Annotated in this window: 17 protein-coding genes and 1 pseudogene; 4 read left to right on the plus strand and 14 right to left on the minus strand. The window is 71.1% G+C overall.

What is annotated here, in order from left to right; genetic code table 11:
* Positions 1–41: 41 nt before the first annotated feature.
* From OG912_RS27820 to OG912_RS27830, 3 genes are read right to left on the minus strand one after another with little or no spacing between them, the layout of a single operon-like run.
* A complete protein-coding gene (locus OG912_RS27820; protein WP_327711738.1) occupies positions 42–908 on the minus strand; it encodes a carbohydrate ABC transporter permease in 867 nt (288 codons plus the stop codon).
* A complete protein-coding gene (locus OG912_RS27825; protein ID WP_326735487.1) occupies positions 905–1,831 on the minus strand; it encodes a carbohydrate ABC transporter permease in 927 nt (308 codons plus the stop codon). Before OG912_RS27825 ends, OG912_RS27820 begins: the two co-directional genes overlap by 4 nt.
* A complete protein-coding gene (locus OG912_RS27830) occupies positions 1,828–3,150 on the minus strand; it encodes an extracellular solute-binding protein (RefSeq protein WP_327711740.1) in 1,323 nt (440 codons plus the stop codon). Before OG912_RS27830 ends, OG912_RS27825 begins: the two co-directional genes overlap by 4 nt.
* 180 nt (positions 3,151–3,330) lie before the next feature.
* On the opposite strand from OG912_RS27830, the gene OG912_RS27835 reads away from it, so the two are divergent.
* On the plus strand, positions 3,331–5,376 hold the full coding sequence (locus OG912_RS27835) for a beta-galactosidase (protein ID WP_327711741.1): 2,046 nt from the start codon (positions 3,331–3,333) through the stop codon (positions 5,374–5,376).
* Between the two features lie 59 nt (positions 5,377–5,435).
* The gene (locus OG912_RS27840; RefSeq protein WP_327711742.1) at positions 5,436–6,995 is read left to right on the plus strand and encodes a glycoside hydrolase family 53 protein; all 1,560 of its coding nucleotides are present in this window, start codon (positions 5,436–5,438) and stop codon (positions 6,993–6,995) included.
* Positions 6,996–7,000: 5 nt separating this feature from the next.
* On the opposite strand, the gene OG912_RS27845 is transcribed toward OG912_RS27840, so the two are convergent.
* From OG912_RS27845 to OG912_RS27870, 6 genes are all read right to left on the minus strand, one after another.
* Complete coding sequence (locus tag OG912_RS27845) at positions 7,001–8,026, minus strand: VOC family protein (protein ID WP_326735483.1); 1,026 nt, start codon at positions 8,024–8,026, stop codon at positions 7,001–7,003.
* A gap of 104 nt (positions 8,027–8,130) precedes the next feature.
* Positions 8,131–9,024 (minus strand): ectoine hydroxylase, encoded by an 894-nt coding sequence (gene thpD, locus OG912_RS27850; RefSeq protein WP_326735482.1) that lies wholly within the window; start codon positions 9,022–9,024, stop codon positions 8,131–8,133.
* 6 nt (positions 9,025–9,030) lie between these two features.
* On the minus strand, positions 9,031–9,429 hold the full coding sequence (locus OG912_RS27855) for an ectoine synthase (protein ID WP_148015956.1): 399 nt from the start codon (positions 9,427–9,429) through the stop codon (positions 9,031–9,033).
* 91 nt (positions 9,430–9,520) lie between these two features.
* Positions 9,521–10,783 carry a diaminobutyrate--2-oxoglutarate transaminase gene (gene ectB, locus OG912_RS27860; RefSeq protein WP_327711743.1) on the minus strand — a complete coding sequence of 421 codons (1,263 nt, stop codon included), beginning with the start codon at positions 10,781–10,783 and terminating at the stop codon, positions 9,521–9,523.
* 85 nt (positions 10,784–10,868) lie between these two features.
* Positions 10,869–11,333 (minus strand): diaminobutyrate acetyltransferase, encoded by a 465-nt coding sequence (gene ectA / locus OG912_RS27865; RefSeq protein WP_443061109.1) that lies wholly within the window; start codon positions 11,331–11,333, stop codon positions 10,869–10,871.
* Positions 11,334–11,718: 385 nt separating this feature from the next.
* Positions 11,719–12,825 carry a pyridoxal-phosphate-dependent aminotransferase family protein gene (locus OG912_RS27870; RefSeq protein ID WP_327711745.1) on the minus strand — a complete coding sequence of 369 codons (1,107 nt, stop codon included), beginning with the start codon at positions 12,823–12,825 and terminating at the stop codon, positions 11,719–11,721.
* 170 nt (positions 12,826–12,995) lie between these two features.
* Here OG912_RS27870 and OG912_RS27875 point away from each other — a divergent pair, with 170 nt between their 5' ends.
* Positions 12,996–14,096: an amidohydrolase family protein gene (locus tag OG912_RS27875; protein ID WP_327711746.1), complete on the plus strand. Its 1,101-nt coding sequence runs from the start codon at positions 12,996–12,998 to the stop codon at positions 14,094–14,096.
* A 332-nt stretch (positions 14,097–14,428) separates the two neighbouring features.
* The gene (locus OG912_RS27880) at positions 14,429–15,514 is read left to right on the plus strand and encodes an SCO1860 family LAETG-anchored protein (RefSeq protein ID WP_327711747.1); all 1,086 of its coding nucleotides are present in this window, start codon (positions 14,429–14,431) and stop codon (positions 15,512–15,514) included.
* A gap of 133 nt (positions 15,515–15,647) precedes the next feature.
* On the opposite strand, the pseudogene cobC reads toward OG912_RS27880, so the two are convergent.
* The 5 genes and pseudogenes from cobC to cobM all read right to left on the minus strand — a co-directional run.
* A pseudogene (gene cobC, locus OG912_RS27885) lies at positions 15,648–16,757 on the minus strand (Rv2231c family pyridoxal phosphate-dependent protein CobC); the annotation flags it as partial.
* Positions 16,726–17,637 carry a sirohydrochlorin chelatase gene (locus OG912_RS27890; protein WP_327711749.1) on the minus strand — a complete coding sequence of 304 codons (912 nt, stop codon included), beginning with the start codon at positions 17,635–17,637 and terminating at the stop codon, positions 16,726–16,728. The gene OG912_RS27890 and the pseudogene cobC, both read right to left, overlap by 32 nt.
* Before the next feature lie 50 nt (positions 17,638–17,687).
* Positions 17,688–19,406, minus strand: a complete 1,719-nt coding sequence (cobJ, locus tag OG912_RS27895) for a precorrin-3B C(17)-methyltransferase (protein ID WP_327711750.1) — start codon at positions 19,404–19,406, stop codon at positions 17,688–17,690.
* On the minus strand, positions 19,403–20,659 hold the full coding sequence (gene cbiE / locus OG912_RS27900) for a precorrin-6y C5,15-methyltransferase (decarboxylating) subunit CbiE (protein WP_327711751.1): 1,257 nt from the start codon (positions 20,657–20,659) through the stop codon (positions 19,403–19,405). The genes cobJ and cbiE overlap by 4 nt, the downstream gene beginning before the upstream one ends.
* A complete protein-coding gene (cobM, locus tag OG912_RS27905; protein WP_326735473.1) occupies positions 20,656–21,504 on the minus strand; it encodes a precorrin-4 C(11)-methyltransferase in 849 nt (282 codons plus the stop codon). The genes cbiE and cobM overlap by 4 nt, the downstream gene beginning before the upstream one ends.
* Between the last annotated feature and the right edge of the window lies 1 nt (position 21,505).

Raw genomic sequence — 21,505 nt, forward strand, 5'->3', positions numbered from 1 at the left:
GGTGCATGATCTTTCATCAAGTGGCTTCCTGGCGGGGCCCGTCAGGACTTTACGGCCCCGGAGAGCAGGTCGAGGCTCCAGAAACGCTGGATGACCAGGAACAGGGCGATCAGCGGGACGATCGCCAGCAGCGCCCCCGTGATCACCAGCGTATAGAGCGCCGGGGTGGTGGAGCCCTGCTGGAGCAGGGTGAACAGCCCGAGGGTGACCGGGAACTTCTCGTCGTCGCCGAGCATGATGTACGGCAGCAGGAAGTTGTTCCAGATCGCGACGAACTGGAAGAGGAAGACGGTCACCAGGCCCGGCAGCATCATCGGCAGCGCGATGGTGCGGAAGATCCGCCACTCGCCGCCCCCGTCCATCCGCCCGGCCTCGATCACGTCGCCGGGCACGGCGGCCGCCGCGTAGATCCGGGCCAGGTACACCCCGTACGGGGAGAGGATCACGGGCAGCATCACCGACAGGTAGGAGTCGGTCAGGTCCGCCTTGGCCATCAGCAGGTACTGCGGCACCGCCAGGATCACCGGCGGCATCAGCACCCCGGCCAGCAGGATGTTGAAGATGCTCTCCCTGCCGCGGAAGCGGTACACGGCCAGCGCGTACCCCGAGACCGCGGAGACCGCCGTGGACAGCAGTGCGCCCACGCCGGCGTAGAGGGCGGAGTTGGCCATCCACTTCCAGTACACGCCGTCCCGGTACGCCGAGAGGTCGGCGACGTTGTCCGCGAAACCGGAGCCGGGCAGGAAGGTGAACGTGGAGAACAGCTCGCTGCCGGACTTGGTCGAGGCGACGAGGATCCAGGCGACGGGCAGCAGACAGTAGAGGGCACCGAGCAGCAGTGCGGCGGTGGGCACGAGGGCGAACCGGCGGGGGCCTGCGGGCCGGGGCCCAAGGTGAGGCGTGGTCACTGGGAGTCTCCCTGCTTCGTACGGGAGTTGGCCGCCTTGAGGAAGCCGAAGGACAGGGCCAGGGTGACGGCGGCGATGATGACCGCCTGGGCGGCCGCCGTGTAGATGTCGTTGTTGACGAAGGCGTCCTGGTAGACCTTCATCAGCGGACTCCAGGTGGTGGAGAGGGAGTTGGTGAGCGGCTTCAGCGTCGTCGGCTCGTTGAACACCTGGAGGGTCGCGATGATCGAGAAGAAGAAGGTGAGCACCAGGGAAGGCGCCACCATCGGGATCTTGATCCGGAGCGCGATCTGCCACTGCGAGCAGCCGTCGAGGCGGGCCGCCTCGAAGATCTCGACGGGGATCGCCCGCAGCGAGGTGTAGATCACGATCATGTTGAAGCCGGTGCCGCCCCAGACCGCGATGTTGGCGAGCGCGAGGTAGAGCGGTCCGCCGTCGAGCAGATCGGGCTGCGGCAGCCCCGCCTTGTCCAGCAGGAAGTAGAACGGGCTGACGTCGGGCAGATAGAGGAAGCCCCACATCAGGGCGGCGACGACGCCCGGGATCGCGTACGGGAGGAAGATCGCCAGCCGGGTGAAGCCGCGCAGCCGGAGCCGGTCGGTGTCCAGGAGCAGCGCGAAGAACAGGGCCAGGCCGAGCATCACCGGGACGACGATCGCGCCGTAACCGAGGATGCGCAGCGCGCCGTGCAGCAACTCGGAGTCCGAGAGCGCGTCGGTGTAGTTGGCGAACCCGGCCCAGATCTCCTGGCGGGCGCCCTTGCCGAGGCCCAGGCCGCTGACCTCGGTCCGGCGGAAGCTGAGGTAGAGCGCGTAGCCGATGGGCAGGGCGAAGAAGAGCAGGAACAGCACGATGGCGGGGATGAGGAAGGCGTACGGGGCGCTCTTGACCCCGTACGGCTTCCGGCGGCGTGCGCGTGTCACTCGGAGACTCCGAAGCCCTGCTTCTTCAGGTCGGCGACGGTGGCGTCCTGCATCGCGGTGAGGGCGGGTGCGAAGTCCGACCTGTTCTTGGCGGCCTCGGCGAAGTTGTCCTTGAACGCGGTGTAGGCGACGTTCACGTTCGGGCCCCAGGCGGCCGGGGCGGTGCCCTTGGCGATCTTGGCCGCCTCGGTGTAGAAGTCCGGCTGGTTGGCGAAGTAGGCCGGCGGCTTCGCGAGGGCGCCACCGGTCTGGGCGGCCGTGGCGGCGGGGTAGATGCCGCTCTCCTTCACCAGTGCGGCGAGGGCCGTGGGGTCGGTGTTCAGCCACTTCGCGAAGGTGGCGGCGGCTTCCTTGTGCTTCGAGTCGTTGGTGACCGCGGTCGAGGAGCCGCCCCAGCTGCCGGTGACGTTCTCGCCGGCGGTCCACTGGGGGAGCGGGGCCATGGCCCACTTGCCCGCGGTGTCGGGTGCCGCGGTGGTCAGCGTGCCCGGTGCCCAGACCGCGCTGACCCAGGCGATCTGCTTGCCGGTGTTGAGCGCCTTGTTCCAGGCCGGGGTGTACATCGGCTGGTTGTCGATGGCGCCCTCCTTGACCAGTCCGCCCCAGAAGCTCGCGACCTTCTGCGTGGCCGGGTCGTCGATCGCCACCTTCCACTTGTCGCCGGAGGTGGTCCACCACTGGGCGCCGGCCTGCTGGGCGAGGCCGGAGAAGAGGCCGGAGTCGTTGGAGGAGAAGGTGGTGAGGTCCTTGTCCGGGGCCTTCTTCTTCAGGGCCCGGGCGGTCTCGGCGAACTCGTCCCAGGTGGTGGGCACGGACAGTCCGTACTGCTTGAACAGGTCCTGGCGGTAGTAGAACATCAGCGGGCCGGAGTCCTGCGGCAGGGCGTACAGGGCGTCCGAGCCCAGCGTCGCCTGCTGCCAGATGCCGTCGGCGAACCTGCCCTTGGCGTCGCCCGCCTCCTTGGATATGTCGGCGAGCACATCGTTGGAGACCAGGGTGGGCAGGGCCTGGTACTCGGCCTGCACCAGGTCGGGGGCCTTCTTCGCCTTCGCCGCGGTGATGATCTTGGTGACCAGGTCGTCGCCCGAGGCCTGCTTCTTCACCGTGACCGTGATCCCGGCCTTCTTGCCCTCGCCCTTGTTCCAGATGTCCGCGACCTTGTCCAGGCCGGGGGCCCAGGCCCAGTAGGTGAGCGATGCGGGGCCGGAGGCGGCCGGGCCGTCGCCACTGCCGTCGTCGTCCGACGGGCCGCAGCCCGTGAGCAGGGCGGTGGCGGCGAGCGAGGCGGCCGCGGACACCGCGACGATGCGGTACTTCATGGATTTCTCCCCTGACGAGAAGCGAGGGTGCAGCGCCGACATGCGCTGTGAGCGTTCACAGTAGAGAAACGAAACCGACACTTGTCAATGGTTGTTGCTGTGCGGTTATGTTGGGTCTGCGCCACCGAGAGTGTGTGTGCACGTTCCCAGAAGTTGTACCAAAGAGCTCAGGAGACGCCCATGCCGCACACCCCTCGCGCCACTTCCCCGAAGGGTCTGCACCAGCTGGCCTTCGGCGGCGACTACAACCCCGAGCAGTGGCCCGAGGAGGTCTGGCACGAGGATGTGCGCCTCATGCGGGAGGCCGGTGTCACCATGGTCAGCGTCGGGATCTTCTCCTGGGCACTGCTGGAGCCCGAGCCCGGTACGTACGACTTCGGCTGGCTCGACCGGCTCCTGGACCTGCTGCACGTCAACGGCATCCGCGCCGACCTCGGCACCCCCACCGTCGCCCCGCCCGCCTGGTTCTACCGCAAGCACCCCGAGGCCCTGCCGCTCAGCAGGGACGGCGTCCGCTACGCCTTCGGCTCACGCGGCGCGATCTGCCACAGCAACGCCCACTACCGCGCCGCCGCGGCGAACATCACCGAACAGCTCGCCCGCCGGTACGCCAACCACCCCGCCCTCGCCCTGTGGCACGTCCACAACGAGTACGGCGTCCCGGTCAGCGCCTGCTACTGCGACAGCTGCGCCGCCCACTTCCGCCGCTGGCTCACCGGCCGCCACGGAAGCGTCGAGGAGGTCAACAAGGCCTGGGGCACCGCCTTCTGGGGTCAGCGCTACCGCAGCCTCGACGAGATCGACCCGCCCCGCACCACCCCCACCGTCGGCAACCCGGCCCAGCAGCTCGACTACGCCCGCTTCGCCGACGCCACCATGCGCGAGAACTTCTGCGCGGAACGCGACATCCTGCACCGGCTCGCACCCGGCATCCCCGTCACCACCAACTTCATGACCGCGCTCAGCCAGTGCGACTCGGTGGACTACTGGGCCTGGGGGCGCGAGGTCGACCTCGTCACCAACGACCACTACCTGATCACCGACGGCCGCCGCACCCACGTCAACCTCGCCATGGCCGCCGACCTGACCCGCTCGGTCGCGGGCGGCGCACCCTGGCTGCTCCTGGAGCACTCCGCGGGCGGCGTCAACTGGCAGCCCCGCAACCCCGCCAAGCGACCCGGCGAGATGGCCCGCAACAGCCTCGCCCATGTCGCCCGCGGCTCCGAGGGGGCGATGTTCTTCCAGTGGCGGCAGTCCCTGCGCGGCGCGGAGAAGTTCCACTCGGCGATGCTCCCGCACGCCGGAACGGACTCCCGGATCTGGCGCGAGGTCTCCAGGCTCGGCGCCGACCTCGGCCTGCTGAACGAGATCCGCACCACCCGGACCGTCCCCGATGCAGCCATGGTCTGGGACTGGCAGTCCTGGTGGGCCCAGTCCCTGGAGTGGCGCCCGAGCCAGGACCACGACGCCCGCGAGCGCGCCGACGCCTTCTACGCCTCGCTCTTCGACCGCCACCTCACCGTCGACTTCGCCCACCCCGACGCCGACCTGTCCGGCTACCCCCTGGTCGTCGTCCCGGCCCTCTACCTCGCCACCGAGGAGTCCGGCCGCAACCTGCGGCGTTACGTGGAGGGCGGCGGCACCCTCGTCGTCTCGTACTTCTCCGGCATCGTCGACGCCGACGACGCCGTGCACCCCGGGCCGTACCCGGGCGCGCTCAGGGACGTACTGGGGCTGACGGTCGAGGAGTTCTCCCCGCTCGCCGAGGGGGGCACGGTCCGGCTGATCACCCCCGAGGGCGCACCCGAAGGGCCCGAGCTGACCGGTGACCTCTGGTCCGACGTGGTGATCCCGCGCGGCGCCGAGACCATGTGGTCCTACGCCGACGGCATCCCGGCAGGACGGCCCGCCGTCACCCGGCACCGCCTCGGCGAGGGCACCGCCTGGTACGTCTCCACCCGGCTGACCGGCGCCGGCCTGGACGCCGTGCTGGACCGGGCCTGCGAGGACGCCCGTATCGCGCCCCGCACCGGCCTCCCGTACGACGTCGAGGTCGTCACCCGCACCGGCGACGCCGGCACGTACCTCTTCGTCATCAACCACACCGGGGGCGACACCAAGGTGCCGCTCGACGCCCCCGGCACCGAACTCCTCACCGGAGAACCGGCCACGGGCCACCTCGCCGTCCCGGCAGGTGCCGTCCGTGTGGTCCGCCTCGACGGCTGAGGGCGCACGACCGCTCCTCCTCCACGCAATTCCCGCGCACGGTCGAAGGGACATCGACGATGTACGGAACGACGCACGGCAAGAAGAGAGCGGCGGTGCTGGCGGCCTCGCTGTCCGGCCTGCTGCTGGCCGCACTCCCCGCCCACGCGGCCACGGCCGCCACCGCCCCCGCCAACACCGGTTTCGAATCGGGCAGCACCGGCTGGTCGACCTACTCGGCCGCCGGGCAGAACGCCGCCTCCTTCACCGAGGCGGGCGGTCACAGCGGCAGCACCCGGCTCAGCCACTGGTCCGCCTCCGCCTACAAGGTGGAGACGTACCAGCACCTCACCGGCCTCACCGACGGCACGTACACCCTCAGCGCCTGGGTCCGCTCCGGCGGCGGCCAGAACTCCGCCTACATCGCCCTGCGCAACTGCGGCAGCGCCGAACAGCGCACCGACCTGCCGCCCACCGCGAACGGCGGCTGGATCCGGCTCGTCACCTCGGTGAAGGTCACCGGCGGCTCCTGCACCATCAGCCTGAACTCGGACGCCCACGCGGGGGAGTGGGCCAACTTCGACGACATCGCCTTCGCCCCGGGCGCCACCGGACTCACCGTGAAGGGCGGCGACCTCTCCACCCTTCCGAAGAACGAGGCGCACGGCGCCGTCTACCGCAGTGCCGGCGGCACCACCGGGGACGCGATGGGGCTCCTGAAGTCATCCGGCATGAACTACGTCCGCCTCAAGGTGTGGGTGAACCCGGCCGACGGGTACAACGACAAGGCCCATGTCCTGGCCATGGCCAAGCGCGCCAAGGCCCTCGGCATGAAGGTGCTCGTCGACTTCCACTACTCCGACAGCTGGGCCGACCCCGGCAAGCAGAACAAGCCCGCCGCCTGGTCAGGACACGGCTACGAGCAGCTGCGGACGGACGTCTACCACCACACGTACGACGTACTGGGCGCCCTCAAGGCGCAGGGCACCACGGCCGACATGGTCCAGATAGGCAACGAGACCAACGCCGGAATGCTCTGGCCCGAGGGATCCACCGACAACTGGTCCCAGCTCGCCGGACTGCTCACCTCCGGTGCGAACGCCGCGAAGGCCGTCTCCTCCGGTACGAAGGTGGCCCTGCACCTCGCGAAGGGCGGCGACAACGCGGGCACCCGCTGGTGGTTCGACAACGCCGTCGCGTACGGCGTGCCCTTCGACGTCATCGCCCTCTCGTACTACGGGTACTGGCACGGACCGCTCGACGACCTCCAGACCAACCTCGACGACGCCGCCTCCCGGTACGGAAAGCCGGTGATGATCGCAGAGACGGCCTACGCGCACACCCTCGCGGACGCCGACGGCCTGGAGAACAACATCGCCACCGCGGACCAGCTCGTCAGCGGCTACCCCGCGACCCCGGCCGGCCAGGCGGCCAACCTCCGCGACGTGATGAACGTCGTCGAGGCCGTCCCAGGCGGCCGGGGACTGGGCGCCGTGTACTGGGAGCCGGCCTGGACCGCCGTCAGCGGCAGCGGCTGGGACCCGGCCGACCCGGCGTCCGGCAACGCCTGGGAGAACCAGGCGCTGTTCGGCTACGACACCGAGCTGTTGCCGGCGGCGAGCTGGTTCTCCCACCGGTAGTCCGGTTACGGCTGCGGGGTCTCCTCCAGCGGGGCCCCGTGCCACTTCCACGACGTCACGCGCTCGCGGCCCGGCAGATCGGCGCGGCCGGTGGACCAGAGCAGTACGGTCCACCGGTCCTCGTCGGCCGGGGCGTCGGGGAAGAGCCGGGCCAGGACCCGGTCGCACAGGTCGGCGGGCGGCGTCCAGGTGACGCCGAGGCCCTGGGCGATGTCGTGGGTGTGCGCGAGGGTCTCCACGATGCCCATCGCGGCGAACCCCTCCGGGTCCGAGACACCGTAGGAGTGGTAGGAGCGGACATCGGGGGAGGCCGTCCGGACCATCGCGGACAGCAGGGCGCCGCTCGCCTCCAGGGTCTGGAGCAGCCCGGCCGTTCCCGCCTCCGGGTCCGCGAAGATCGCGTTCCAGGGGCCGCCCTCACGCTCCGGAGCCCAGCGATAGGGAACCTCGGTCTCCAACGAGGGCCTGCGCGGGCCGAGCTGGACGGCGTACGCGAAGAGGTCGTCGCTCAGGTGCTCCACGGTCTCCCAGCAGTCCCAGGTGAGCGTGCCCGCGGGAATGCGCCAGTCCTCGGCCGGCGAGCCCGCGAGCGTGTCCACCGCCAGGCTCACCGCCGATGTCACGTCGTCCGCGGTGACCGGCAGCCGCTTCCCGGTCAGCCGCGCCCGCTCACGCGCACTGCACTCCACACAGAACTCGTTGCCCTCCGGATCGGCCAGCGTCGCCCAGCCCCGCCCGTTCGGCCTGCGGTGGTCGGCGACGAGCGTGGCACCGAGGTCGAGCAGCCGCTCGACCTCCTCGTCCCGGGTGCGGTCCTCCGGCTGGATGTCGAGGTGGATGCGGTTCTTGACGCTCTTCGGTTCGGGCACGGTGATGAACAGCAGGGCGGCACCGGGGGTTTCGACAAGCGCCTCGGGATCACCGGGGAAATCGTCGTCGGCGAGGGAGGCGCCCAGTACCTCGGCCCAGAACGTGCCGAGCTTGTAGGCGTCGGCGCAGTCGACGGTGACGTGGTGTACGTGTGAAGTCATGGGCCCCACTTTCACCTGCGGCTGTCACCGGGTCCAGCGGGTTACGACGGTGGCGGGGGTGGGACGGCATCCCGTCCCACCCCCCCCACGACCGTCGTACGCCCCTACTTCACCGGCGTGAAGTCCCGCGCCCCGATGAACTCCGGGCGGCGGATCGGCGCCGCGAACGGCTCCTGGGCGGTGTTCTCCACGCTGTTGAACACGATGAAGACGTTGCTGCGCGCGTACGGGGTGATGTTGTCGCCCGACCCGTGCATCGCGTTGCAGTCGAACCAGGTCGCCGAACCGGCCTTGCCCGTGAAGAGCCTGATGCCGTGCCGGTCGGCCATCTTCGTCAGCGCCTCGTCGGACGGGGTGCCCGCGTCCTGCATCTGCAGCGACTTCTTGTAGTTGTCCTTCGGCGTCTCGCCCGCACAGCCCAGGAACGACTTGTGTGAACCGGGCATGATCATCAGCCCGCCGTTGGTGTCGTAGTTCTCGGTCAGCGCGATCGACACGGACACGGCCCGCATGTTCGGCAGACCGTCCTCGGCGTGCCAGGTCTCGAAGTCCGAGTGCCAGTAGAAGCCCGAGGCGCCGAAGCCGGGCTTGACGTTGATCCGCGACTGGTGGACGTACACATCCGAGCCGAGGATCTGACGGGCCCGGCCCACCACGCGCTCGTCGCTGACGAGCCGGGCGAAGACCTCGCTGAGCCGGTGGACCTCGAAGACCGACCGTACTGAGTCCGACTTCGGTTCGATGATCGAGCGCTCGTCGGCCCGTACCGCGGGATCGGCGATCAGCCGCTCCAGCTCGGCGTGGTAGCCGGCCACCTCGTCCGGGGTGATCAGCTGGCCGACGGTGAGGAATCCGTCGCGTTCGAAGCCCTGGAGCTCCTTGGCGGCGACCGGACCCGGTGCGCCCGGCGCGGACCAGATGACCGGGTCCTGGCGGGGAGTGGTCATCTCGGCGGCGCCGCGCGACGGGTACAGGTCGGCGCGTACATCAGTGGTCATGGTGGTTCAGCCCTCCTCGGTCAGCAGCGGGTAGACACCGTTCTCGTCGTGCTCCTCCCGTCCGGTGACGGGCGGGTTGAAGACACAGACACAGCGGAAGTCCGTCTTGGGCCGCATGGTGTGGTGCTCATGGCCGTTGAGCAGGTACATCGTGCCGGGAGTGATCCAGTGCTTCTCGCCGGTCTCGTCATTGGTGAGCTCGGCCTCGCCCTCGACGCACAGGACCGCCTCGATGTGGTTGGCGTACCACATCGACGTCTCGGTACCGGCGTACATCGTGGTCTCGTGGAGCGAGAAGCCCACCTTCTCCTTGGCGAGCAGGATGCGCTTGCTCTCCCAGGTTCCGGAGGCGGCCTTCACATGCCGGTCGGTGTTCTCGATGTCACTGAACGATCGGACGATCACGGTGGGTCAGTGCCTTTCTCTCTACGGTGTCTCTCATCGGGCCCGCCCGGGGCGGCCCCGGGTCAGAGGCGGTCGGGTGACCGACCGCCTCTCAGGCGGTCTCTCGGACGCAGCGGGCCAGCGTGCGCAGGCCCTCGTCCAGCTCCTCGGGGGTGATGGTCAGCGGCGGCAGCAGTTTCACGACCTCGCTCTGCGGGCCGGAGGTCTCCAGCAGCAGCCCCAGCTCGAACGCGCGGGCGCACACGGCCGACGCACGCGCCGGGTCGTTGAACTCCAGGCCCCACACCAGTCCGCGGCCGCGGAACTGGGCACTGTCGTGCTCGCCGCAGATCGCCAGCAGCGCCGACTCGACCTGCTCGCCGCGGGCCAGCGTCTGCTTCTCCATCTGGCCGTCGGCCCAGTAGGCGTCGAGGGCGGCGGCGGCGGTGACGAACGCCGGGTTGTTGCCGCGGAACGTGCCGTTGTGCTCGCCCGGCTCCCAGATGTCCAGCTCGGGCTTGAACAGGCAGAGCGACATGGGCATTCCGTAGCCGCTGATGGACTTCGACAGCGTCACGATGTCCGGCGTGATGCCGGCCTCCTCGAAGGAGAAGAAGCCGCCGGTACGGCCGCAGCCCATCTGGATGTCGTCGACGATCAGCAGCATGTCCTGGCGGTGGCACAACTCCTGGAGCGCGCGCAGCCACTCGGCGCGGGCGACGTTGATGCCGCCCTCGCCCTGGACGGTCTCCACGATCACGGCGGCGGGCTTGTTGAGCCCGGAGCCCTGGTCCTCCAGGAGCCGCTCGAACCAGAGGAAGTCGGGGACCTGGCCGTCGAAGTAGTTGTCGAACGGCATCGGCGTGCCGTGCACCAGCGGGATGCCGGCCCCGGCCCGCTTGAAGGCGTTGCCGGTGACGGCGAGAGAGCCGAGCGACATGCCGTGGAAGGCGTTGGTGAACGAGACGACCGACTCGCGGCCCTTGACCTTGCGGGCCAGCTTCAGCGCCGACTCGACGGCGTTGGTGCCCGTCGGACCGGGGAACATCACCTTGTACGGCAGGTCGCGGGGCCGCAGGATGACGTTCTGGAAGGTCTCCAGGAAGGCGCGTTTGGCGGTGGTCGCCATGTCGAGGCCGTGGGTGATGCCGTCGCGCTCGATGTAGTCGATCAGCGCGCGTTTCAGCACCGGGTTGTTGTGGCCGTAGTTCAGCGAACCGGCGCCGGCGAAGAAGTCGAGGTACGAGTGGCCGTCCTCGTCGGTCAGCCGGGCGCCCTGCGCGCGGTCGAAGACGGCGGGCCAGCCGCGGCAGTAGCTGCGTACCTCGGACTCGAGGGTCTCGAAGACACTGAGGGCGGGCGGGGTGATGGTCACAGCGGGTCTCCTGCGTGAGGGGGGTTGTGACGGGCGGCGGTGAAGGTGACTGCGACGGGCGGCACCCGCCGGAAGGCGTGCTCGCTCAGGCGTGGAACGGGCCGATGCTGTAGAGCACTTCCGGCAGATGGGTGCCCTCGGGGAACAGGCCGCCGTCGAAGAGCACCTCGCGTTCCAGTGCCACGTCATGGCGCCGTGCGTAGGAGGTGAACAGGCGGTCCGATGCCTTGTTGTCCGGGGTGATGGTCGTCTCGACCGAGGCGAGGCCCTGCTCAGCGGCCACGCGGGCGGTCAGGGCGTCCAGCAGCTTCGCTGCCAGGCCGGTGCCCCGGTGGCCGTGGTCGACGGCCACCTGCCAGACGACGAGCGTCTCCGGGCGGTCCGGCCTGATGTACCCCGTCACGAAGGCGACCGGGGCGCCGGTCTCGTCGCGGGCGACCACGGAGGTCGCCGCGAAGTCCCGGCACCACAGCAGGTAGCTGTACGAGGAGTTGAGGTCCAGGACCTCGGAGTCGCGGGCAATGCGCCAGATCGCGGCTCCGTCCTCCACTCGTGGGGTGTCGATGGTGATGAATTCGCTTCGGGCACGTGCAAACTCTGCTGGTGCGGCGGTCATGCGAATTGAATTTACCCAGCAAATTTCGAAATTGCATCGACGCAAGGGGTTGGGTGGCGCGGCTTCTTGTGTTATCACGCGAGTGTGCGCCCCTGCGCGAATCGGCTCCGTTTTCTTACGATTTGGCACGGATATATCCGGCATAACACCCCCGGTGTGGAGTCGGTCACAAGGTCGTAACTCTCGTGCGACGCAACCGAATTGTGGAGATCGGCCGTCCGGGAAACCGGGGTGTTTAGCCTGTGGGAAAGCGGGCAGAAGAATGCGGGGAGCTGCTCTGAATAAGGCAGCTCCCCGCATTTATGGATTACGTCGGAATTTATGCGCCGGTCCAGGTTTCCGAAACGGCCTTCCGGGCAGCTTCCAGATCGACCTGCCGGCCCGTATCGGCCAGCGCCGCCCCCAGAGCCGCGAGCGAGGAGAGCACCGCGCCCCGCGTCGCATCCACCCCGTAGTGATTGACCCGGATCATCTCCTTGGACAGCGCCCCGCCCCCCGCGATGAGCGGCAGCGACGGGTCGGCCGCGAGCGCCTGCGCGACGAGCTCCGCGGCGTCCACGCCCTCGGGCGTGCGCAGCGTGGTCGCCACCGGAGCCGCGTCCCCCGCCTCGTGCACATACGGCGTCAGGCCGCCGCCGAGTGCCACCGCGCCGGCCCGGGTGGCAGTGGCCGCAGCCGCGTGACGGGCCATCAGCGCGTCCAGACCCTCCGCCTCGATCCGCTCCACGCAGGCCTCCAGTGCCAGCATCTCCAGCTGGGCCGGGGCGTGCAGGAGGGCCTTGCGGCCGCCGTCGATCCAGCGCTCCTTCCAGTCCAGCAGGGAGAGGTAGGAACGGCGCGGGGCCTGCGGGTTGGCGGCGATCCGCTCCCAGGCGCGTGCACTCACCGACACCGCCGAGACCCCGGCCGGGCCGCCCATCGCCTTCTGCGCGCCGATCACGCACAGGTCCACACCCCACGCGTCCGGCAGCAGCGGCTCGGCACCCACCGACGCGACGGCATCCAGCATGAACAGCGCCCCGTGCGCCCGGACGACCTCACCGATCTCCGCGACCGGGTTGGTGTTGCCGGTGGCGGCCTCCGCGTGCACCAGGGACACGAAGTCGATCTCCGGGTGCGCGGCCAGTGCCTCGGCGACCTGGGCGGCGGTCACGGCCGTGTGGAACGGCACCGCGAGATCGATGACCTCGGCTCCGCAGTCGCGCAGCCAGTTGCCGAACGTCTGCCCGTACGGCCCCGTGACGATGTTCAGCGCCGTCGAACCGGGCCGGGCGCCGCCCCTGATGCAGCCTTCGAGGGGGAGGAGCGCCTCGCCCTGCATGATGACGACGTCCTGCTCGGTGGCGAGGAGACCGGCCACCCGCCGCTCGATCGCCGCGAAATGCGCGGCGGTGAGCGGGGTCAGGTCGAGGAAGGGGTGCGTCACGGTGGTGCTCTCTTCGGGATCGGATCGGTGTGCGGCCCGGCCTGCGAGCCAGGCCTGCACCGAGGGTACCGAGCCCTCCACGGACGGCCCGGACCCGTCCGCCGGATCGGGTCGGACGGGGCGCGGCGCCGGGTCCGGTGCCCCGTGCGGTGCCTCGTACAGTGCTGTTCATGAGCGATCACGAGGCGCCGCGGGTGCTGCAGGTGAAGGGGCGGGTGCTCGTCGGCCCCGACGACGTCAGGGACGAGCTCTGGGCGGTCGACGGACGGGTCACGTACGAGCGGCCCGCCGGCGCGGACGACGCGGTCGTCGTCACCGGCTGGGCCCTGCCGGGGCTGGTCGACGCCCACTGCCACGTCGGGCTCGACCATCACGGAGCCGTCGACGCCGCCACCACCGAGAAGCAGGCCATCGACGACCGGGAGGCCGGCGCGCTGCTCCTGAGGGACGCGGGCTCGCCGGCCGACACCCGCTGGATCGACGACCGCGAGGACCTGCCGAAGATCATCAGGGCCGGCCGCCACATCGCCAGGACCCGGCGGTACACCAGGAACTACGCGTACGAGATCGAGCCGGACGAGCTGGTGGCGTACGTCGGACAGGAAGCGCGCCGCGGGGACGGCTGGGTGAAGCTCGTCGGTGACTGGATCGACCGCGAGGTGGGCGACCTGACCGCCTGCTGGCCGCGCGCGGAGGTCGGGGCGGCGATCGCCGAGGCGCACCGGCTGGGTGCCCGGGTCACCGCCCACTGCTTTGCCGAGGACTCGCTGCGCGATCTCGTCGAGGCCGGGATCGACTGCATCGAGCACGCGACGGGGCTGACCGAGGAGACCATTCCGCTCTTCGCCGAGCGCGGGGTGGCGATCGTCCCCACCCTGGTCAACATCGCCACCTTCCCCTCGCTCGCGCAGGGCGGCGACGCCAAGTACCCCCGCTGGTCCGCCCATATGCGCCGGCTGCACGAGCGCCGGTACGACACCGTGCGCGCCGCCTACGACGCGGGGGTGCCGGTGTTCGTCGGCACGGACGCCGGCGGGGTGCTCGCCCACGGCCTGGTGGCCGACGAGGTCGCGGAGCTGGTCAAGGCGGGCATCCCGGCCCTGGAGGCGCTGTCCGCGACGACGTGGGGAGCCAGGGCGTGGCTCGGCAGGCCGGGGCTGGAGGAGGGCGCGCCGGCCGACCTGGTGGTGTACGACGAGGACCCGCGGGCGGACGTGCGCGTGCTGGCGGCTCCGCGCCGGGTCGTCCTGAACGGGCGCGTGATCGGCTGAGCCGGGGTTTCGGGCCCGTGATGCGCTGTGTTGACCGGTAGTGACCGGGAAGGGTCCCACTCGTTGAATCACTTCCGCGCACTACGGTGCCGAGGGTGGTCCGAGCCGCCCGCGCTCGGTAAAACGGGTGAAACGGGTGAACTTGAGGAACGCACGTGCCGGAATAATCGAATACAGACGCGGAAACCCCCCTTTGGGGTGAACTCACGTCAGGTGTCTGTCAGTTCACCCTCTGTGCGTAAAGATTCACGGAGTCGAGGCCACCGGTGCCCGCGATGTCCCTCATTGGACGGCGCCGGTGGCTCCATGTCTCTTGTGGGGGTTCCACCATCTTGAACAGCAACACCTTCCGCCTCGCCGCCCTGGCGGTCGCCGCCGCTCCCGTCGCCCTGCTGGTCGCCGTCCCGGCGCAGGCCACCACCGCGACCACCACCACGACCACCGGCGACGGGAAGGCGAGCGCGGTCGTGCTCCGGACCGCACTCGACGTCTCGCTCCTCAACAAGACGGTCGACGTGCCGCTGGAGGCCACACTCAACGAGGTGCACGCCCCGCGGAGCGCCGAGAAGACCGCGCTCAGCGTGAAGCTCGACGGAGTGGAGGGCGGGCAGCCGGTCAGCGTGCTGCGGGCCGATGTGGCCACGGCGAAGGCCACCGTCCGCAAGCACCGCGCCGAGGGCTACAGCAATGTGGTGAAGGCGCGGTTGCACCTGCCCGGTCTCCCGGGGCTCCCGCTGATCGAGGCCGAGCAGGTCACCTCCAAGGCCGTCTGCGAGGTCGGCCACAAGCCGGTGGCCGAGTCGAACGTCCTGGGCCATGTGAAGGTCCTCGGCAAGCGGATCACCCTCACCGCCGGAGGCAGCACGCGGGTCGCGGTGAAGGGCGTCGGCGAGGTGACGCTCGACCTGTCGAAGACGAGCACCACTTCGCGCACCGCGGCCGCGGTGGCGCTCCAGCTGAAGGTTTCGGTCAACCCGCTCGAACTGAACGTCGCCGATGTGAAGGGTGAGGTCACACTCGCCGAGGCCACCTGCGAGACGCCGAAGGCTGCTGCCGGCACGGGCGGTGGAGAGAACGGCGGCGGAGAGAACGGCGGCGGTGACAACGGCGGTTCGACGGACGGCGGTTCCAGCGACGGCGGTTCGACCGACGGCGGTTCGACCGACGGTGGCGCGACCGACGGCGGATCCGGCACCGCGGGCTCCACGGCAGGCTCCACGGCAGGTTCCACAGCCGGCGACACCGGCGGCGACGTGAAGCCCCAGACCGGCACCGGTGACGCGCCCCGGACGGCCGGCGCCGACCTCGCCGAGACGGGCAGCAGCTCCACCACTCCGTACGTCGCCGGTGGCGCAGCCCTTCTGCTCGCAGTCGGAGCCGGCGCGATGGTCGTCGCCCGGCGGCGCGCGCAGGACTGACACCCGGCGGAGCGCGTCAGGGCCCGAGGGGACGACCGGGGGGTCGTAGGGGAATGAAGGGGGCGGCGGGGAGCGGTGTTCCGTATACGGAGCACCGCTCCCCGCCCGACGCGGGTCCGGCCGGACGGGCCCGTTACCGGCTGACCGCGGACAGCGCCTGGATCGCCTGGTCGAACGCCTGCAGGAAGCGGTTGGTCGTCGTACGGTCCCGCACCGCCAGCCGCAGCCACTCGTCGCCGAGCCCCGGAAACGTATCGCCACGCCGGGCCGCGAAGCCCAGCATCCGCAGCCGCTCACGTATCTCGGCGGCCCGCTCCAGCCGGACCAGTACGAACGGTCCCTGCGCCGGCTCCACCACCCGTATCTCGGTGAACTCCCGCAGACCCGCCACCAGATGACAGCGGTCCACCACGATCCGGTCGGCCGCCGCAGCCGCCTCGGCCAGCGCCCGCGGCTCCACACACGCCTCGGCCGCCGCCAGCGCCGGGGACGACACCGGCCAGAGCGGCTGCGCCTCCTCCAGCGTACGAATGGTCTCCGGCGCGGCCGCCACGTAACCGATGCGCAGCCCGGCCAGCCCCCACGTCTTGGTGAGGCTGCGCAGCACCACGAGCCCGGGGATGTCCGTACGCCCGCACAGCGCCTCGCGTTCGCCAGGCACCGCGTCCATGAACGCCTCGTCGACCACCAGCGTCCGCCCGGGACGCGCCAGTTGCTCCAGCACGGCCGCCGGATGCAGCACGGACGTCGGGTTGGTCGGATTGCCGACCACCACCAGATCCGCGTCCGCCGGCACGGCCGCCGGATCCAGCCGGAATCCCTCATCGGCCCGCAGCAGCACCCGTCCCACCTCGTGCCCGGCCGCGCGCAGCGCCGCCTCGGGCTCGGTGAACTGCGGATGCACCACGACCGGCCGCCGGGCCGGCAGCGCCCGCGCGATCAGCACGAACGCCTCCGCCGCACCGGCCGTCAACAGAAGCCGTTCCGGGGGGAGTCCGTGCCGTGCGGCGACCGCCGCGCGTGCCTGACGCCCGTCCGGATACGCGGCGAGTTCGCCCAGGGACGCGGCGATCCGCTCCTTCAGCCAGGCCGGTGGGGTCCCGGCCCGTACGTTGACGGCGAGATCGGTCAGATCCCGGTCCCGTCCCCGTACCTCCGCGTCACCGTGGTGCCGCAGATCGTGCGCGCCCGCGCCTGTCGCGTCGGGGCGTTCAGTGGGAGTGTGCATGACCGCCATGGTGGGGGTGGTGGTGATGGCCGTCGTCGTCAGGGTGGAAGTGCGGCTGCTGCGGCAGTCCCACCTTGTCCTCGAAGCCCGGCAGCGCGATCCGGTACACGCAGGAGTCGCAGTTCATCCGCAGATCGCCCTTGACGGCCTCCCGGTAGCGCTCCATGACCAGATCGAGCAGTTCTTCCGCGGCACCGATCACCTCGGCCGGCCGGACGTCCAGCTCCGGATGGGCGGCGGCCCACTCCTCGGTCTGGTGACGCACGCGGTCCGGCAGGATGCCCGTGAAGAGGAAGTACGGCAGAACGACTATGCGCCCCGCACCCAGCTTCACGCAACGGTCGAGACCGGACGGCACATCAGGAGCGGCCAGCGACACGAAGGCCGTCTCCACACCCGCGTAGCCCCGGCCCTCCCAGAACAGCCGCGCCGCCTTGTACACCTCGGCGTTGGCGTCCGGGTCGGTGGATCCGCGCCCCACCAGCAGGATCGTCACCTCGGACCGGTCGGTGTCGCCCAGCACCTCGTCGACCCGCCGCTCCAGCACCTTCAGCAGCGCCGGGTGCGGGCCCAGCGGACGCCCGTAGGTGTACGAGATGCCCGGGTGGCGCTCCTTCTCACGGGTCAGCGCCGCCGGGATGTCTCCCTTGGCGTGCCCGGCCGAGACCAGCATCAGCGGGACGGCGGCGAAACGCTTGACGCCCTGCTCGACGAGTTCGGTCACGGCGTCGCCCAGCGGTGGCGGTGACAGTTCGATGAAACCGCCCGCGACGGGCAACTGCGGGTTACGCGCGCCGAGTTCGGCCACGAAGTCACGGAAGGCGGCGGCCCCGCCCTCGTCCCGGGTGCCGTGGCCGGCGATGAGCAGTGCGGGACGGTCGTTCGGGGTGTTCACGGATGCTCCTCGGTGTTCATGGGGGGTGGGGTGCGGGGCTGCGGGCCGGTTCACGGGGCCGCCTCCGCCGCGGGCGCGGCCGACTGCCAGCGGTAGCCGCGCGGGGTGACCATGCGGCCCGCGATCTCGCGGGTGGCCGTGTTGCCGACGGTGACGACGGTCATCATGTCGACCGATGCCGGGTCCAGCGCGGCCAGCGACGTCACCCGGCTGGACTCGTCGGGCCGCGAGGCGTTGCGCACGACCCCGACCGGCGTGGCCGGCTCCCGGTGCTCGGCCAGGATCGACAGCGCCTTCGGCAGCTGCCAGTCGCGGCCCCGGCTGCGCGGGTTGTAGAACGTCACGATGATGTCGGCCTCGGCAGCGGCCCGCACCCGGCGCTCGATGACCTCCCACGGCGTGTGCAGGTCGGAGAGGCTGATCGAGACGTGGTCGTGGCCCAGCGGGGCGCCCAGGATCGCGGCCGCCGCCAGCGCGGCCGTCACACCCGGCACACCGACCACATCGATGTCGGCGCCCGCCTCGGCCAGCGCCGGCGAGGCCATCGCGTACACGCCCGCGTCACCGCTGCCGATCAGCGCCACCGCATGCCCCTTGCGCGCCTCGGCGACCGCCGTACGGGCCCGCTCCTCCTCTGCACCGAGCCCCGACTCCAGAATCGTGGTGCCGGGCCGCAGCAGGTCCCTGATCTGGTCGACGTACTGGTCGAGCCCGACCAGCACCGAAGCCCGCCGCAGCTCCTCACGGGCGCGCGGCGTCAACAGGTCACGCGCCCCGGGCCCGAGCCCCACGACGGCCAGGCGCCCACGCGGAGCCCGGCGCACCACCGCGCAGGTGGCCATCGCCGCCCGCCCCTCGGGCTGCGACTTCCGCTTCGGCACGAGGAGTTCACCGCCCCCGGCCAGCGCCGCGGCCTCCGCCACCGAGGGCGTGCCGACGGCGGCGAGCGGTGCGTCGGACGGATGCGGGACCTCGATCCGGGCCAGCTCATCGGCCGGGTACGTCCGCAACGGCACGCCGAGCCGCGCGGCGGCGGCCACGATCCCTGGCTCCTGCGCCTTCGCGTCCACGGTCACCAGCTCCGCGACGCTCAGCGGTGAGAGGCCGGCCCCCGCCAGAGCGTCCCGGATCAGCCCGAGCACCTCGTCCTCGGGCGCGTCCTTGGACGCGCCGACCCCGGCGACGAGCGAGGCGGGCCGCAACACGGCCTCCCGCGCCGTCAGTTGCACGATCCGGTCGGTGATGTGCAGCACCGCGGCTCCGGCGGCGTCGGGGTGCACGTTCGGCGGCAGCGCAGGCAACGGCCACACCGCGTCCGCCCGCAACGCCACCGGCGCACCGTCGAGCATCGCCCGCGACACCCCCGCGACATCCCCCTCCACGGGGAGCCCCAGCATGTCCAGACCGGGAACACCCACCGCGTCCGTCGCCGTCGTCACCACCGGCGTCGCGCCCAGCACCTCACCGACTGCCACCGCAAGGGCGTTCGCCCCGCCACCGTGCCCGCCGAGCAGCGCCACCGCGTGGCGTCCCGCCTCGTCGACACAGACGACACCCGGGTCGGCCGCCTTGTCCGCGAGCAGCGGCGCGACCAGCCGCACCACGGCCCCCGTCGCCAGGAAGCACACCAACTGCTCGCACTCGGCGAACGCCCGCCGCACGGCCTCGCGCACCGGACCGTCGTAGACCACGGCTCGGCCGGGCCAGGCCGCGGCCAGCCGGTCACGGGCGACGGCGCCCGCCGCCGTCGCGGAGATCAGGCCGATCACTGGGTTGCTCCTTCACTTGCACCGGCCGCGGAGCGGACGCCCCACAGCAGAAAGACCGGATTGGCCGCGGCGAGCCGGGTCACGTCACCGGGCAGCGGCGCCAGCCGCGAGGACTGCAACAGCACGCCCTCGGGTACGAAACCGGCGCCGGCCAGGGCCGACCGCACCTGCGGCACCCGGTCCAGGGCCGCCACCGCGACCACCACGGCACGCCGCGCCCGCCGGGCGCACGCCGCCACGATCGCGGGCAGCTCACTCCCGCCGCCCCCGATGAACACCGCGTCGGGGTCCGCGAGATCGGAGAGCACTATCGGGGCGGACCCGTGCACCGCCCGTACGTACACCCCGTGCGCGGCGGCGTTCGCCCGGATCCGCTCGACCCCGTCCGCCGTCTTCTCGACGGCCACGGCGGCCGCGCCGAGCCGGGCGCACTCCACCGCCACCGATCCCGAACCGGCACCGATGTCCCACACCAGATCACCCGTGCGCGGCCCGAGCCGGGCCAGCGCCAGCGCCCGCACCTCGAACTTGGTGATCATCGAGTCGCGGTGCTCGAACTCCGCCTCGTCCAGTGCCCATCCGGCCGGACCCGAGGCCGGGCCGGCCACCGTCCGGACCGGCGACAGCGCCCTCGACTCGTCCAGGCACAGCACCACACTCACCGGATCCGGCCACGGACGGGCCGCCGCCTCCCGAGGCGTCAGCCGCTCGATACGCTCGTGCTCCGGGTCGCCGAGCGCCGTCGCGACGACCAGGGTCCGCTCCTCGCTCCGGTACAGCAGCCCCGCCGCCAGCTCCGCGGGCCCGGCACCGGGTCCCGTCAGCACCGCGACCTTGGGGTGGGCGAAGCACACGTTCACCGCGGTCCGCGGATCACGCCCGTGCGCGCTGACGACGACCGCGTCGTCCCACGGAATCCCCAGCCGGGCGAACGCCACCGCGATCGACGGCGCACCCGGCCGGACATCGAGAGCCGCGGGCCCGAACCGCTCCGCCAGTGCCCGCACGATCCCGAAGAACCCCGGATCACCGGAGGCCAGCACCACCACCCGGGCCCCGTCCTCGGCCAGGTGGATCCCGATCCGGTCGAGAGCCGGAGCCAGCGGCCCCAGCACCACCCGCGAGGCGCCCGCCGGCAGTACGGCCCCGTCCAGATGACGCCGGGCGCCGACCACCAGCGTGGCCCCGGCCAGCTCCCGGACCGCGTCCGGGGCGAGCGGCGCCCCCGTCCCCGTACCGAAGACCCGGATCACGAGCCGGACCGCTGGGCGCGCAACTCGGCCCGCGCCGCCTTGTCGGCCTTGCGGTACCCGTGGAAGTGACCCGGGTGGTACAGATGCGAACGCGTCCCCGACGCCGACAGGGCAGGGCCGACCAGGAAGAGCGTGTGCTTCCAGAGCTTGTGCTCCTTGACCGTCGCCTCCAGCGTCTCGATCGTGCAGCGCAGGATCAGCTCCTCCGGCCACGTCGCCTGGTACGCGATCACCACCGGCGTCGAGGTCGGGTACCCGCCCTCCAACAGCTCCTGCGTCAGCTGACCGGACCGGGCCGCCGACAGGAACAGCGCCATCGTCGTGCCGTGCCGGGCGAACTCCCGCACCTCCTCACCGGGAGGCATCGGCGTCTTGCCGCCGCCCAGCCGGGTCAGGATCACCGACTGCGCCACCTCCGGGATCGTCAGCTCGCGCTGCACGAGGGCCGCGACCGCCGAGAACGACGACACCCCGGGCACGATCTCCACCGCGACACCCAGCTCGCCGCACCGGTCGACCTGCTCCTGCGTGCCGCCCCACAGCGCCGGATCACCGGAGTGGATACGCGCCACCTTCAGCCCCTCGTCCGCCGCCCGCCGGTACACGGCGACGACCTCTTCGAGGGACATCTGCGCCGAGTCCAGGATCTCCGCGCCCTCCCGGGCGTGATCGAGGACCTCCGCCTGCACCAGGCTGGCCGCCCAGATGACGATGTCGGCATCCGCGATGGCCCGCGCAGCCCGGAAGGTCAGCAGATCGGCGGCGCCGGGACCGGCACCGACGAACGTCACGGTGCCACGGGTGGGCGCGGCGACTGCGGCGGCTGCGTCGACTGCTTCGGACATG

The organism is Streptomyces sp. NBC_00464, assembly GCF_036013915.1.
GTDB lineage: Bacteria > Actinomycetota > Actinomycetes > Streptomycetales > Streptomycetaceae > Streptomyces.

What these genes read in the sequence shown, in the direction of transcription:
- OG912_RS27830 (WP_327711740.1), bottom strand. Translation starts at nt 3,150, where the DNA reads ATGAAGTACCGCATCGTCGCGGTGTCCGCGGCCGCCTCGCTCGCCGCC.
- OG912_RS27835 (WP_327711741.1), top strand. Translation starts at nt 3,331, where the DNA reads ATGCCGCACACCCCTCGCGCCACTTCCCCGAAGGGTCTGCACCAGCTG.
- OG912_RS27845 (WP_326735483.1), bottom strand. Translation starts at nt 8,026, where the DNA reads ATGACTTCACACGTACACCACGTCACCGTCGACTGCGCCGACGCCTAC.
- cobM (WP_326735473.1), bottom strand. Translation starts at nt 21,504, where the DNA reads ATGTCCGAAGCAGTCGACGCAGCCGCCGCAGTCGCCGCGCCCACCCGT.
- OG912_RS27840 (WP_327711742.1), top strand. Translation starts at nt 5,436, where the DNA reads ATGTACGGAACGACGCACGGCAAGAAGAGAGCGGCGGTGCTGGCGGCC.
- thpD (WP_326735482.1), bottom strand. Translation starts at nt 9,024, where the DNA reads ATGACCACTGATGTACGCGCCGACCTGTACCCGTCGCGCGGCGCCGCC.
- OG912_RS27875 (WP_327711746.1), top strand. Translation starts at nt 12,996, where the DNA reads ATGAGCGATCACGAGGCGCCGCGGGTGCTGCAGGTGAAGGGGCGGGTG.